The sequence below is a fragment of the Amycolatopsis decaplanina DSM 44594 genome (genome assembly GCF_000342005.1).
Classification (GTDB): Bacteria; Actinomycetota; Actinomycetes; order Mycobacteriales; family Pseudonocardiaceae; genus Amycolatopsis; species Amycolatopsis decaplanina.
In genome coordinates, this window is record NZ_AOHO01000048.1 from 720,995 (window position 1) to 734,366 (window position 13,372).

At 68.2% G+C, this 13,372-nt stretch carries 14 protein-coding genes; 10 read left to right on the forward strand and 4 right to left on the reverse strand.

The genetic code is table 11. The features are described 5' to 3' along the window. The first annotated feature begins 224 nt into the window (after window positions 1-224). Together xrtP and H074_RS16155 are read left to right on the forward strand one after the other, a co-directional pair. Complete coding sequence (xrtP, locus tag H074_RS16150; protein ID WP_007031101.1) at window positions 225-728, forward strand: exosortase P; 504 nt, start codon at window positions 225-227, stop codon at window positions 726-728. Beyond that, window positions 728-2,116 (forward strand): glycosyltransferase, encoded by a 1,389-nt coding sequence (locus tag H074_RS16155; protein WP_007031102.1) that lies wholly within the window; start codon window positions 728-730, stop codon window positions 2,114-2,116. Before xrtP ends, H074_RS16155 begins: the two co-directional genes overlap by 1 nt. Window positions 2,117-2,130: 14 nt before the next feature. Here the strand turns inward: H074_RS16155 and H074_RS16160 are convergent, their stop codons facing one another. Next, a complete protein-coding gene (locus H074_RS16160) occupies window positions 2,131-4,026 on the reverse strand; it encodes an N-acetylmuramoyl-L-alanine amidase (RefSeq protein WP_007031103.1) in 1,896 nt (631 codons plus the stop codon). Window positions 4,027-4,167: 141 nt separating this feature from the next. Between H074_RS16160 and H074_RS16165 the strand changes: the two genes are divergently transcribed. After that, entirely contained in the window at window positions 4,168-4,830 is a 663-nt protein-coding gene (locus H074_RS16165; RefSeq protein WP_051071930.1) for an HAD family hydrolase, read from the forward strand. On the opposite strand, the gene H074_RS41575 is transcribed toward H074_RS16165, so the two are convergent. Beyond that, entirely contained in the window at window positions 4,827-4,988 is a 162-nt protein-coding gene (locus H074_RS41575) for a hypothetical protein (protein WP_007031105.1), read from the reverse strand. The two genes, H074_RS16165 and H074_RS41575, sit on opposite strands and share 4 nt — an antisense overlap. Before the next feature lie 541 nt (window positions 4,989-5,529). On the opposite strand from H074_RS41575, the gene groES reads away from it, so the two are divergent. Next, complete coding sequence (groES, locus tag H074_RS16170; RefSeq protein WP_007031106.1) at window positions 5,530-5,823, forward strand: co-chaperone GroES; 294 nt, start codon at window positions 5,530-5,532, stop codon at window positions 5,821-5,823. Between the two features lie 100 nt (window positions 5,824-5,923). After that, window positions 5,924-7,537: a chaperonin GroEL gene (gene groL / locus H074_RS16175; protein WP_007031107.1), complete on the forward strand. Its 1,614-nt coding sequence runs from the start codon at window positions 5,924-5,926 to the stop codon at window positions 7,535-7,537. 285 nt (window positions 7,538-7,822) lie between these two features. Here groL and H074_RS16180 read toward each other — a convergent pair whose 3' ends face one another. Further along, window positions 7,823-8,125, reverse strand: a complete 303-nt coding sequence (locus H074_RS16180; protein ID WP_037335869.1) for a WhiB family transcriptional regulator — start codon at window positions 8,123-8,125, stop codon at window positions 7,823-7,825. A gap of 248 nt (window positions 8,126-8,373) precedes the next feature. Here H074_RS16180 and H074_RS16185 point away from each other — a divergent pair, with 248 nt between their 5' ends. The 5 genes from H074_RS16185 to H074_RS16205 all read left to right on the forward strand — a co-directional run bounded on the left by H074_RS16185 (window position 8,374) and on the right by H074_RS16205 (window position 12,777). Further along, window positions 8,374-9,288, forward strand: a complete 915-nt coding sequence (locus tag H074_RS16185) for a MerR family transcriptional regulator (RefSeq protein ID WP_200865785.1) — start codon at window positions 8,374-8,376, stop codon at window positions 9,286-9,288. Between the two features lie 9 nt (window positions 9,289-9,297). Further along, on the forward strand, window positions 9,298-10,137 hold the full coding sequence (locus tag H074_RS16190; RefSeq protein ID WP_007031110.1) for a hypothetical protein: 840 nt from the start codon (window positions 9,298-9,300) through the stop codon (window positions 10,135-10,137). Between the two features lie 140 nt (window positions 10,138-10,277). Next, entirely contained in the window at window positions 10,278-10,874 is a 597-nt protein-coding gene (locus tag H074_RS16195) for a response regulator transcription factor (protein WP_003073605.1), read from the forward strand. Window positions 10,875-11,256: 382 nt separating this feature from the next. Beyond that, window positions 11,257-11,829: a sigma-70 family RNA polymerase sigma factor gene (locus tag H074_RS16200; protein WP_026467317.1), complete on the forward strand. Its 573-nt coding sequence runs from the start codon at window positions 11,257-11,259 to the stop codon at window positions 11,827-11,829. Then, a complete protein-coding gene (locus tag H074_RS16205; protein WP_007031112.1) occupies window positions 11,830-12,777 on the forward strand; it encodes an anti-sigma-D factor RsdA in 948 nt (315 codons plus the stop codon). A 90-nt stretch (window positions 12,778-12,867) separates the two neighbouring features. On the opposite strand, the gene H074_RS16210 is transcribed toward H074_RS16205, so the two are convergent. Then, window positions 12,868-13,254 (reverse strand): DUF5319 domain-containing protein, encoded by a 387-nt coding sequence (locus H074_RS16210; protein WP_005166667.1) that lies wholly within the window; start codon window positions 13,252-13,254, stop codon window positions 12,868-12,870. Window positions 13,255-13,372: the final 118 nt, after the last annotated feature.

Genomic DNA, 13,372 nt, shown 5'->3' on the forward strand with positions numbered 1-13,372 from the left:
CCCATTTGGCCTAGTAAGTTTCTTCACGTTCGTGCCGAAAGGGCACATGTTCACGTTTGAAATGCGAACCCCGATCGAAAGCGCCGGTTCTCGCTGACTTACTCTCGTCGGCGAGCTTCCTGTCCGCTTCGACGGATCCCGTCGTCTGCTGCGTCATTCCTGAGAGGGTCACCGTGGCCGTTGCGAGCGCTCCTTTGCCGAGTTACAGCCGGTTTACGCTGCGTATGGCGGTGCTGGCGGTGATCGCCGTCGCGGTCGGACTGGTGCTGGCCGAACGCTTGTATCGGGTGTTCGAAGTGCAGCTTTCGGGGCTGATACTGAGGGTTATCACCACATCGGGTGTCTTCGTCGCCGGTGAACGCGAGACTGTCTACTTTGGGTTGTCCGGCGATACTCCACTCGGGTTAAGAATGACGCCGGAATGCTCGTCGGCATTCATGTTGTTGCCACTGTTGTTGGTGACCGCCGTCATGTTGTATTTCCGCCCGAAAAATGCGAAGAGGCTGTTCGTCTCATTGGCGGTTTCCGCGACCGTCGTCATTTTTGTCAATCAGATGAGGGTTTTGGCCATCGTCGGACTCGTGAACATGATGGGTATCGACGAAGGCTATTACTGGGGTCACACGCTGCTCGGCTCGATGGTCAGCGTCATCGGCGGCGCGGTCGCCCTCGTGCTGTTCGTCTGGCTGGGCACCCGCAAGCCCCGGGCCGAACGCGGGGCCGCCTGATGGGCGGCGGCTCGATCAAGATCCTGCTCGCGATCACGCAGGCCTTCGCGCTCACCATGAGCGTCGCGTTCATCGTGTACGTGGTCGTGATCGTCGTGCCGTACCTGCGGCGCAAACCCGCGCCCGTCGGTGACGCCGCCGACTTCACCTGGCACTTCTTCGTCCCCTGCCGGGACGAACAGACCGTCATCCGTGAAACGGTGCGGTACCTGCGTTCGACCTTCCGGCACGCGCACGTCTGGGTCGTCGACGACGACTCCGAGGATCGCACCGCCCGCGTGGTCAAGTCGATCTGGCGGCGCAACGGCGGCTACGACCCGTATCTGCACCTCGTTCCCCGGCGCCGTCCGGAGGCGAGGACGGGCAAGGGCGACGCGCTCAACGCCGCCTATCAGGCGCTCAACGACTGGATGGGCCCGGACGCGAGCCGTGACGACGTGGTCGTCGTGGTCGTCGACGCGGACGGCCGTCCGGCGGAGAACTGCCTCGAGGTGTGCGCCGCGGACCATCTCTTCGGCGACGAGACGATCGGCGCCGTGCAACTCGACGTCTGGATGGGCAACGCCGGCACTCGCCCGCCGGGGAAGAACTGGTTCTCGCGCGCCTTCGGGCTGAAGTTGGCCCAGATGCAGGACCTCGAGTTCCGCACGGCCATCGCGGCGATCCAGACCTCACGCGGGTTCACCGGCACGATCTCCATGGGCGGCAACGGTCAATTCACGCGACTGTCCGCATTGGACTCGATCGCCGGACCGGACGAACAGCCGTGGCGCGGTTCGCTGCTGGAGGACTTCGAACTCGGCGTGCACCTGCTGACCGCGGGCTGGCGGACCGGTTACACACCGGATTCCCATGTGAAGCAGGAAGGGCTGTACAGCTTGCGGCGATTCCTGGTGCAGCGCACGCGCTGGGGCCAGGGCACGATGCAGTGTTCGCGGTATCTCCGGCGGATCTGGGATTCGCCGCACGTGAGTACGCTGGGCGCGGCGGAGATGATGTACTACCTCGCGCAGCCGTGGATGCAGTTGCTCGGCTCGCTGCTGTACCCGATCCCGTTCATCCTGCTGCTCTTCAGCACCGCGGGGGATCCGGCGCAGGTGTGGACCTGGTTCGCCGACGACGGCGCGTGGATCCTGTTCGCGATCTACGGTTCGTTCGGGCTGCTGCCGTTCATCGTGTGGGGCCCGATCTATCAGTTCAAATGCCTGAAGAGCCGCAATCTCCTGCGCGGACTCGGGATGGGCTTCGCCTACGCGCTGTACATCTACACGTTCTACATCACGTCGTGGCGGGCGCTGTTCCGGCTGGTGCGCGGCCGCAACGGCTGGTCGAAGACGCGGCGGAACACGGAGCACGCCCCCGGGGTCAAGGTCGCGCTGGACTCCTGACCCCGGGGCCGGCTTCAGAGAGCGGGCAGGATCCGGACGTCGTCCGCCTTCACGAAGGCGACGCGGTGCCCGAACTGGATCTGCACGTACTTCGTCTTGCCCTTGACGACCACGTGGTTCGCCGGGTCGAACGTCGTCGCCCAGTAGTACTCGGAGCCGAGCACGTTGCCGAGTGAGTACCGCTGCCCGGCCGAGAACGTGTACGGCAGCGGGACGACCTGCTGCACCGGGACATTCGCCGGGTAGGCCTCCGCCTCGGGATACGCGCGCCCGAACACGGGCACGGTCGCCAGACCGGGCTTCGGCGTGACGACCAGGCCGAACGCCGGGCTCGTCGTGCGCTGGTCGCGGAACCAGCCCTTCTGGCCGAGGTACCAGATCGCCGTCCAGTCGTCACGCCGCTCGGCGACCACGTACCGCTGGCCGGTCTCCGCCCGGCTGCCGATGTCGGAGACGGCCATCGTGCTCGCCGAACCGTCCGGGCGCAGGCCGATGTCCTTGAGCAGCGGCGCCGAGTCGTTCGGCTCGCTGCGCAGCACGACCGAGCCGGAACCCCTTGCCGGGCAAGGCTTCCCGGCGGTCTCGCAGCCGGTGAACGCCGGCTGGTTCGTGGCGAAGTCCGGCGTGATGGTCACCAGCGGCGAGCCGGGACGGCCGAAGCCGGACAGCGGCGCGCCCATCAGGTCGAAGTAGTGCGCCCAGTCCCAGTACGGGCCCGGATCCCAGTGCATGCCCTTGATGGTCGAGGGGATCGTGCCAGGGACGTTGTCGTGGCCGAGGATGTGCGCGCGGTCGAGCGGGATGTCGTACTTCCGCGCGAGGTAGCCGACGAGCTTCGCGGAGGTGCGGTACATCGCCTCCGTGTACCAAGTGCCCTTCGCGGCGAAGCCCTCGTGCTCGATGCCGACGGACTTCGCGTTGACGTACCAGTTGCCCGCGTGCCAGGCGACGTCCTTGGTCGGCACGTGCTGCGCGATCTGGCCGTCGGACGAGCGGATCGTGTAGTGCCAGCTCACGTACGTCGGGTCACGGACCAGGTCCATCGCCGTGTCCCAGTAGCCCTCGGTGTCGTGGATGATGATGTATTCGACCTTCTGGCTCTTCGGCCGGTCCGCCTTGTCGTGGTTGCCGTAGTCGTTGTCCGGCAACTCTTGGTACGGCGCCGGTACCGAAAGGCACGAGACCTTCTTCGGGCACTCTGTCTTCGGGTTTTCGGTTCGGGTGCGCACGGGGCTCACCGGTGTCGCGGCGAGGGTGACGTGCTGACCGTCGTCGGTCCTGCGGCTGACGCCCTTGGAGATGGTGTCGAAGACTTCGGCGGCGAAGGACTGCGCTCCCTCCGCGTCCTTCGCGCCGCTGTAGCGCGCGACGGCGGCGTTCCAGTCACCGGTTTCACGCTGATACTTCGCCAGCAGAGCGGCGCCACCGCGGATGTTCTGGGTGGTGTCCGTGCGCAGCGTGGCGACGTCCTGGCCGATCAGCGCGGCCGCCTCGTCGATGGTCTGGAGGCCGGGCGGGGGAGGCTTCGGCGCCGGAGTCGCCGGGAGTTTCGCCGGGCGGGAGTCGTCTCCGCGCGCATCCTCCTCGCCTTCATCGTGATGCGTGCCTGTCCCCGCTTCGCGCAAGTCGGTCAGGTGCATCGGGCCGTACCCGGCGGACGTGCTCGGGGTCCCGGCGTTGAAATCCCAGCGTGACTCCAGGAAGGAGACGCCGAGCAGGACGCTCTCGGGGACGCCGAACTCGTGAGCGGCGGCCGCGAAGTCTCGCTGGCGCTGCTGATCCGCAGGGGCGGCTTCGGCGGGGACCGCGGCCAAGAGGCCGGCGGCGAGGCTGAGGACCGCGAGCCCGGCGGTCCGTTTGGACCGGCGCCGGAGCGGCTCGAGGGAAACGTGGCGGAAGGGACGCGGCATGGGCGTAAACCCCCAGTGACTAGGTCTGCTGAACAGGACCGACCCCAATGGTCGGAACCTAACCAGAAACCGGCCTCTTCCGTAAGGTCCCTCCAGATCGCGATCAGGGGGCTGAACGCAAGTCGGTGGCAAGGTGGGGGCATGGCTGGGGTGAAGGAGCTTCTGCAGGAGAAGGACCACGTCTTCCTCGACTTCGACGGTCCGGTGTGCGACGTGTTCGCCAGGCTTCCGGCGGGCGAGGTGGCCGACAGGCTCAAACGCCTCGTAGAACCCGGCCTGCCCGCCGAGGTGAACGCCTCCGCCGATCCGTTCGATGTGCTCCGGTACGCGGCTTCGTGCGGTCCGAACGCCGCGCACATCGTCGAGCGGCAGCTCAGCCGCTTGGAGGGGGAGGCCGTCGCCCTGATCTCGCCTGCCCCCGGTGTCGAGGAAGTGCTCCGCGAGTGGCGTGCGCAGGGGTTCACGGTGACGATCGTCAGCAACAACTCCGTCGAAGCGATCAGGTCCTTCCTGGGGTTGCACGAACTCGCCGAGCACGTTCGCGGGATCAGCGCGCGGACGACGAGCGACCCCGCGCGGCTGAAGCCTCAGCCCGCGCTCCTCGACGCCGCGGTGAAGGCTCTCGGCACGTCGCCTCGGCGGTGCGTCATGGTCGGTGACTCGATCGCGGACGTCCTGGCCGCGCGGGCCGCCGACGTCGCTTCGATCGCTCTCGCGAAGACGCCGTCGAAGCGCAGGGCCCTCGCCGCTCTCGGCCCTGATGCCCTCGTGGGCGACCTCGCGGACTTGCGTTCAGCGGGCTAACCGCGATCTGCCACCAAGCCCAGGAAGAGCACCAGGCCGACGTGGTTGTTGTTCATGAACGCCCGGAAACAGCCGTCACGCTCGTGCGCGGTCAGCCTGCCCTGGTGGGCGAACATCGCGCCCGCGAGCACGACGGCGACGTGGACAAGAGCCAGCAAACCGGCGGCAGGGATGCCCCCGGGCCGTGAACGCCATCGGGATCGACCATCCGAACGCAGCGCCCAGCATCACCTGAGGCGGATGCGTGTAGCGCCGACACCAGGACGGCGAACAGGCAGCCCGCTTCCACAGCGCCCAAAGCGTCGGCCACAAGAGCAGGAGCGCGCCGATCGGCCTGTCCGCCCGCATCAGGCGCAGGTACGCCGGTAGCTTGGTTCGAGTGAGGAGCGGCGGCATCGTTCCTCCCCTCCGGCGTGCGCCGATCCGAAGGCAGGGGCGCGGCGACCCGCGCGGTCCGTACTCGGCCCTCAGGGGCAAGGTGCGGTAGCCGGACGGGCACGCCGTCGATCGACGCGGCGCGAAAACGGCCGGTCAGACGCTCGGAGACAAGGTGAGCGGACCCTCCTTGCGAAGCTGGCACTCACATGGCTAGAGTGCTAATTGCACGGCCCGAACACGCCCCGGCACCCGCGACGGCGGGGGTGGTAGGAGCCGTAACTAATCCTGCCAACGCTTTCGACGACCGTGGAGGTCAACCCGGTGAGCGTGAACATCAAGCCGCTCGAGGACAAGATCGTTGTCCAGACGAGTGAGGCCGAGGAGACGACCGCTTCCGGCCTCGTCATCCCCGACACCGCCAAGGAGAAGCCCCAGGAGGGCAAGGTTCTGGCCGTGGGCCCGGGCCGCATCGACGACAAGGGCAACCGCGTCCCGCTCGACGTTTCCGTCGGCGACGTCGTCATCTACTCCAAGTACGGCGGCACCGAAGTGAAGTACAACGGTGAGGACTACCTGATCCTTTCCGCTCGCGACGTGCTGGCCGTCATCAACTGACGTCCGCTCTCAGCGCATGACGCCCCGGGCCCCGCATTGCCGGGGAACGGGGCGTTCGTGTTTTCCGAGCTTTAGAACTGGAAGGTAAGCGGAACAGGCCATGCCCAAGCAGATCAGTTTCGACGAGGACGCTCGTCGCGCGCTCGAGCGCGGGGTGAACAAGCTCGCCGACGCGGTCAAGGTCACCCTCGGCCCGCGCGGTCGCCACGTCGTGCTCGACAAGAAGTTCGGTGGCCCGACCATCACCCTCGACGGCGTCACCGTCGCTCGCGAGATCGAGCTCGACGACCCGTTCGAGAACCTCGGCGCCCAGCTCGCCAAGAGCGTCGCCACCAAGACCAACGACGTCGCCGGTGACGGCACCACCACCGCGACCGTGCTCGCGCAGTCGCTGGTGAAGGTCGGCCTGCGCAACGTCGCCGCCGGTGCCAACCCGACCGCCGTCGGCCGTGGCATCGAGGCCGCCGCGGAGAAGGTCATCGCGGTCCTCAAGGAGAAGGCGACCCCGGTCAAGGGCCGCGACAACATCGCTCAGGTCGGCACCGTCACCTCGCGTGACGCGGCCATCGGCGCCCTGCTCGGCGAGGCCGTCGAGCGGGTCGGCGAAGACGGCGTCATCACGATCGAGGAGTCGTCCACGCTGGCGACCGAGCTCGTGATCACCGAGGGTGTGCAGTTCGACAAGGGTTTCCTGTCGGCGCACTTCGCCACCAACCCGGAGGAGCAGAAGGCGATCCTCGAGGACGCCTACATCCTGCTGGTCCGCGAGAAGATCTCGGCGCTGGCCGACCTGCTCCCGGTGCTGGAGAAGGTCGTCGAGGCCAAGAAGCCGCTGCTGATCATCGCCGAGGATGTCGACGGCGAAGCGCTGTCGACCCTCGTCGTGAACTCGCTGCGCAAGACGATCACCGCCGTCGCGGTCAAGGCGCCGTTCTTCGGTGACCGCCGCAAGGCGTTCCTGGACGACCTCGCGGTCGTCACCGGCGGCGAGGTCATCTCGGCCGAGATCGGGCACAAGCTTTCCGAAACCACGCTGGCCCAGCTGGGCAACGCCCGCCGGATCGTCGTCACCAAGGACGACACCACGCTCGTCGACGGTGCCGGCACCAAGGACGACATCGCGGCGCGCGTCGCGCAGATCCGCAAGGAGATCGAGAACACCGACTCCGACTGGGACCGCGAGAAGCTGCAGGAGCGGCTGGCGAAGCTCGGCGGCGGTGTCGCGGTGATCAAGGTCGGCGCGGCCACCGAGACCGAGCTGAACGAGCGTAAGCACCGCATCGAGGACGCCGTGGCTTCGACCAAGGCGGCCGTCGAAGAGGGCATCCTGCCCGGCGGTGGCTCGGCGCTCGTGCACGCCGTCAAGGAGCTCGACGACAGCCTCGGTCTCGAGGGTGACGAAGCGACCGGTGTGCGCATCGTCCGCGACGCGCTGTCCGCCCCGCTGTTCTGGATCGCGACCAACGCGGGCCACGAGGGTGCGGTCATCGTGAACAAGGTCCAGGAGCAGAACTGGGGGCACGGCTTCAACGCCGCCACCGGTGAGCTCACCGACCTGCTGGCCGCCGGCATCGTCGACCCGGTCAAGGTGACCCGGTCCGCGGTGGCGAACGCCGCTTCCATCGCCCGGCTCGTGCTCACGACGGAGAGCTCCGTCGTCGAGAAGCCGGCCGAGGAGGAGCCCGCCGCGGCCGGTCACGGCCACGCGCACTAGTTCCACCCTGAAGCGGGGCGGCACTCCACCTGGAGTGCCGCCCCGCTTTGCTGTCCCGCCCCCCGCCCGCGCAGATCGCCTTTAGCGGGCTAACCGCGATCCGACGACAGGGGAAGCCTGACCGTGGGCAAAGCGACTTTCGCGGGCTAAGTGCGACCTGGCGGGCGGGGGAGCGGCGGCCGGGGCAGATCGCGGTTAGCCCGCGAAACGCGATCCGGGGCCGGAGACGCGGAAGGGCGGCACCCCACCCGGATGCCGCCCTTCCGCGTCGCCGACTCGGCCGGATCAGCCGTTCGACATGCTCAATGTGCGCTTGTCCGCCTTGATGATGTGCTCGCGTTCCGATTCCGACAGCCCACCCCAGATGCCGTACGGCTCGTGCACGGCGAGTGCGTGGTTCCGGCACATGGCCAGTACCGGGCAGGCCAGGCACACGGCTTTGGCCCTCGCCTCGCGGCGGGCTCTGGCAGGCCCGCGCTCGCCGTCAGGGTGAAAGAAGGACGCGCTGTCCATGCCCCGGCACGACCCTTCGAGCTGCCAGTCCCACACATCCGCGTTGGGTCCCGGGAGCCTGCGTGTGTCCGCCATCCTGACCGCCTCCGTCATCCGGTCGAAGCGTTTACCTGCTCTGCTGCGCTGCGGATACTCCATTCGGTGCAACGGCGGTAACGTTAGAAGCGCGCCAATACTTGTTCAAGAGATTCAAGACGATTCAGCCGTTAGGCATCCCCCGGATGTGTGAGCGGCACTTCGCGCTCCGGTTGCCCCTGTCCCGGGCTGCCTGGATATTGGGTCGAGTGGGATCTCGGATCAGCAGTGAAGAACCCACCCTGCCGGTGGCCTCGGTCGCTCGCCGGCTCGGGGTCGCACCGTCCACCCTGCGAACCTGGGACCGCAGATACGGCGTAGGGCCGAGCCGTCACACCAACGGCCGTCACCGCCGCTACGGCAGCTCCGACATCGGCCGCCTCGAACTGATGCAGCGCGCGTTGCTTCGCGGCGCTTCGACGGCCGAAGCGGCGAAGTACGCGCTTGAGCAGATGCCCCGGACGGCGACGGAACCTCCGGAAACCGTCGCGGTCCAAGTGGAAGAGCAGGCAGCCGCGCCGCCCGCGGAGGATCAGGACGCCCCGTCCCGCCTCGCCAGGCGCTTGAGCACGGCCGCGCTCGCGATGGACTTCGGCGCGGTCCAGCGCATGCTCGCCGACACGATCCGTGAACTCGGTGTACTGCCCGCCTGGACCGGTGTCGTGTCGCCGGTCCTGACCGCGCTCGGCGCGCGCTGGCGCGGCGTGAGCGCCGGCGCGGAGGTTGAGTATCTGCTCGCCGAATGCGTGTACGCCGCCCTCGTCCGCGCGACGCCGGTGCTCCGCGAGCCGCGCAACCAGCGCCCGGTCCTGCTGACCTGCGTGCCGGACGAACGCGACAACATGCCCATGTACGCGCTCGCCGCGGCGCTCGCGGGACGTCGGATCGGCGCCCAGCTGTTCGGGGCGTCCCTGCCCGCCGACGTACTCGCGGTGACCGTCCGCCGCAGCGTTCCGGCGGCGGTGGTGCTGTGGTCGGGACGGCGTGCGACCGCGGACCCGCGCCTGTTCGCCAGGGTGTCCCGCGGCCGTCAGCGCAGCAGGCTGTTCGCGTGCGGTCCGGGCTGGGATCCCGCCACGCTCCCGGACAAGATCGAACTGCTCGGCGAACTGACGACGGCCGCCGACCGGATCGAGCACGTTCTTGTCGGTGCGAGGCGATAGAAAGGACGCATGGAATCGTCCTTGCGGTCCGCCGCGTTCGGTGACGGCGTGCCGCCGCCGGACCCCTTCGCGGTGCCCGCGTCGCCTCGCGGACGGTTGCTCGCCGCCATCGTGCTCGGCGCCCGCGGCCGGTACGCGGCGGCGGCCACGCTGCTGAACGAGTTGCGCGCGAGCGGCGACCCGGTGCTCGCGTCGCTGGCCGCGAGCACGCTGGCGTCGCATCGGCGGCAGTTGGGCGGGCACGCGGCCGCCCTCGTCCTCGACGGCGAGGCGCTCGCGCTGGCGATCGCGGAGCCGCGAGGTGCATCCGACCCCGACGGTCTGGACGCCGAGGGGGCGCGGGCGGACGCCCTCCTCGGTCTCGCGGCCGACAACCTCGGGCGTGGCAGGCTGACCGCCGCCCGGCGATTGCTCGCTCGTGCGGGCGCGCACACCGGTGACTGGCGGACCCTGACGAGGGCCGGTTGGGTGGGCGCGGAAATCGAACTGGCGAGTAACATTTCCGGTGCGGCGATCGCGCCTGCCGAAATGGCGCTGGAAACGGCGCGCGCCAGAGGTGCGTGTCGACATGTCGTCAAATCGCAGCTTGTACTCGGCGTGACGATCGCGAATGGCGGTTCCGTGGAGCGGGAGCGGGCGAAAGCGCTGGTCGAGAGCGCGCGCGAAACCGCCGAGAAATACGAATTCAATTCACTTCTGTGGGTGGCATGCCTGTTGACGGCGGACTTCGGGGCAGGACACGCCGATGAGTATCGATTCAGAGGTGTCGAACTGTTGCACGCAGTGTTACGGCACGCAGATCCTTGCGGGAGGTGGCTCGCCCGGCAATCTCCGTGGGTCCCACTCTGATGGCGTCTAGCCTGTTGGAGGGCCCATTCCGGCAACCGGGCTAAGAACTTTCAAAAAAAGCCACCGGATCGTGTCAAGGTTCGGGCTAAAGCGTCCGATAGGGGAAGTGGAATGTCACCCGGCTGCAGGAAGGAAACCCCGTGACGACGGTCTTGATCTGCGACGACCGACGCAGTGTCCGCGAAGGGCTCACTCGAGTGATGTCCGCGGTACCAGGGGTCAGTCGCATCGACTGCGTAGCGCACGGTGACGAGCTGCTGGCCCGGTACTCCCGTCAGCCGGTCGACGTCGTGCTGGTCGGAACCCAGCGCGCTGTCCCGACTGGCGTCGAAGCCACCCGGCGGCTCGTCTCGGCGAACCCCCAAGCGAACGTGATCGTGTTCGGTGCCCCGGACGACGCGGGCAGCATCGCCGCCGCCATCGCCGGTGGAGCCCGCGGCTACCTGCGCTGGGACGCCTCGCGTCCCGAGCTGGTCGCCGCACTGGCGCACACGCTCGCCAGCACCTCGGTGCCGGCGCCGCGCCAGCCGTCCGACCCCGGCGTCCAGCTCACCGAGCGCGAGCTCCAGGTGCTCCGCGGGATGAGCCAGGGCAAGAGCAACGGGCAGATCGGCCGCGAGCTGTACCTGTCCGAAGACACCGTGAAGACTCACGCGCGCCGCTTGTTCCGCAAGCTCGGCGTTCGTGACCGCGCTCAGGCGGTCGCCCACGGTTTCCGCCGTGGACTTGTTTCCTGACAACGCTTTCTTGATTTCGCCGCTGAGATCGCGCAACGGGTGACGAACGGGCCGGGGGAGTACCCCTGGCCCGTACCTGTGTTCCCTGTCACGCTTCGCGCCTTTATCTTCACCGCTCGGGCACGCTTGCCCGAGCGTGTCCGCCTCCGGGCGGACCGTCGTACTCCGCTGTGTTCCCGGCTCGTTGAAAGTTCGACTACGAGCGAAAGGAACCAGGAAGACCCGGGTTTGAGCGTGCCCGCCGGAAGGCGGCGCGCCGATGACGGCCGTCAGCGAAGGCGGCGGACCCGAGCGGTACGGTAGCTGTCACCGGTAGTGGATTCCGAAGTCACACACCGGACTCTTTGCACGCCTATACGTAACACTGGGACTGTTGTCTGCGATGGCCAATGTGGGGGACGGACTGGATGAGCCGGTCGCCGCTGCTGTTGAGGGTGATCCTCAAGCGGTCGAGCGGTTGCTGGCGGCCATCCGTCCTTTGGTAGTGCGGTACTGCCGCGCTCGGGTTGGCAGGCAGGAGCGTTCGTTCGCTTCCGCAGACGACGTTGCTCAGGAGGTGTGTCTCGCGGTGCTCACGGCATTGCCTTCGTACCGTGATCAGGGCCGCCCGTTCCTGGCCTTCGTCTACGGGATCGCCCAGCACAAGGTGGCCGACGCGCATCGCGCCGCGGCCCGCAACCGCGCCGAACCGGTCGCCGAAGTCCCCGACGAGGTCGAGGGCGGCGTCGGTCCCGAGCAGCGTGCCCTCCAGGGCGAGCTGAACGAGCGCATGTCGCAACTACTGCGCGTCCTTCCCGACAAACAGCGTGAGATCGTGGTCTTGAGGGTGGTCGTGGGATTGTCCGCCGAAGAGACGGCGGAGGCCGTGGGGTCCACCCCCGGTGCCGTCCGAGTGGCCCAGCATCGCGCCCTCGCGCGCCTACGTAAGGTTCTGGCCGCTGAGGAGGTGATCTGAGTGACCGATCGCGACCATCGGTTCTCCCCTGGGACCGATCGTGAACTGACGGCCTTCGAAAGAGGGCTGACGTCTTCGGAGGCCGAGTTCGCCGCGGATCTGTCGGCCGTCCAGGCCGATGACGCGCTGCTCGACGCGCTCGGTGGCTCGGACCCGAAGATGGCCGACGACCTCGGCGATCAGGAGCTCAACGCTCTGCTGCTGGCGTGGCGGCGTGACATCGACAGCGAACCGCTCGCGGAACTCGTCGACGTCGACACCGCCGTCGTCACCGTGAAGACCGCCGCGCTCGCCCGCAAACACGGGGGAAGACGCCGGCTGCTGGTCCCGGTGGCCGCCGCCGCGGCCGTCCTGGCCATCGCCTTCGCCGGTACCGGTCTCGCCGCGAAGGACGCGCAGCCTGGTGACACGCTCTGGGGCCTGACCAAGGTGCTCTACGCCGACCACGCCCGGTCGGTCGAGGCCGCCGCCGCGGCCAAACTCGATCTCGAGAAGGCCAACCTCGCGCTCGCCGGCGGGCGCCTCGACGACGCCCGCAAGGCGCTCGACGAAGCACAGGCCGCGTTGAACCAGGTGACCGACGAAGAGAATCGCGATCAGCTGCTCCAACAGCATCGCCAGTTGAGTGCTCAGCTGCAGAACCCCGGTCAGCAGCCGCTGCCCCCGGATCAGCAGTCGCCTTCGCAGACTCCGGTCGCGACCACCCCGCAGCCCACTCCGCAGCCGACCGCTCCGCCGACGTCGCTGCCCGGAGGCGGCAACCCCGGCACGAGTTTGCCGGGCACCACGACTCCCTCGCCGACTCCGCCGACCACGACCAGCGAGCCGCCACCGCCTACGACGTCGACGACGCCGCCCGCCTCGGGCAATGACCCCGGTGGCTCGCGGAACGAGCCGTCGCCGGGCGCCGGAGCCCAGGCTCCCGCAGCCGCGGTCGAGACGCCGTAACACCCGCAGACGCCGAAGGGCCTGGTGAGATCCCTCTCACCAGGCCCTTTCGTTGTACAGCTCAAATCGCCTTTAGCGGGCTAAACGCGATCAGTAGGCGCTCTCGTTGGCCGTGACACCGTCCGCGAAACCGCGGCAGTAGTCCCAGCTCACATAGTCACCGGGGTTCGGGTCGAAGGCGGGCTCGTGCGGCCGCATGCGGCCGTCGGCGAGCAGCTGCTCGAGACTGGCGCGCAGCAGATGCCAGTCGTGGTAGTGGGGTTCGTCGCATTCACCGCAGTCGACCACGATCCCGCGTACCCCGCGCGGTTCGAGAAGCGCCTGGTAGACGGCGAGATCGGAGAGGTCGGCCAGCAACTCGGTACGCTCTTCGTCACTGATCGGCTCGTCGAGCCGGTCAGCGTCGTCGATGAACGCGCGGGCCGGGTCGTCCGGGTCATCCGCGAACGGGTCTGGGGGCAACGCATCTTGCGGCACGCCTGCACGCTACCGGGCGCCCACCCGGGCCGGGCGGCCACCCGGCCCGGATATCATGAGGGGCAGGCCCCCGCCACCATGTCACCAGCCACGGCGGCTCCCATTTATCACCGCTAGG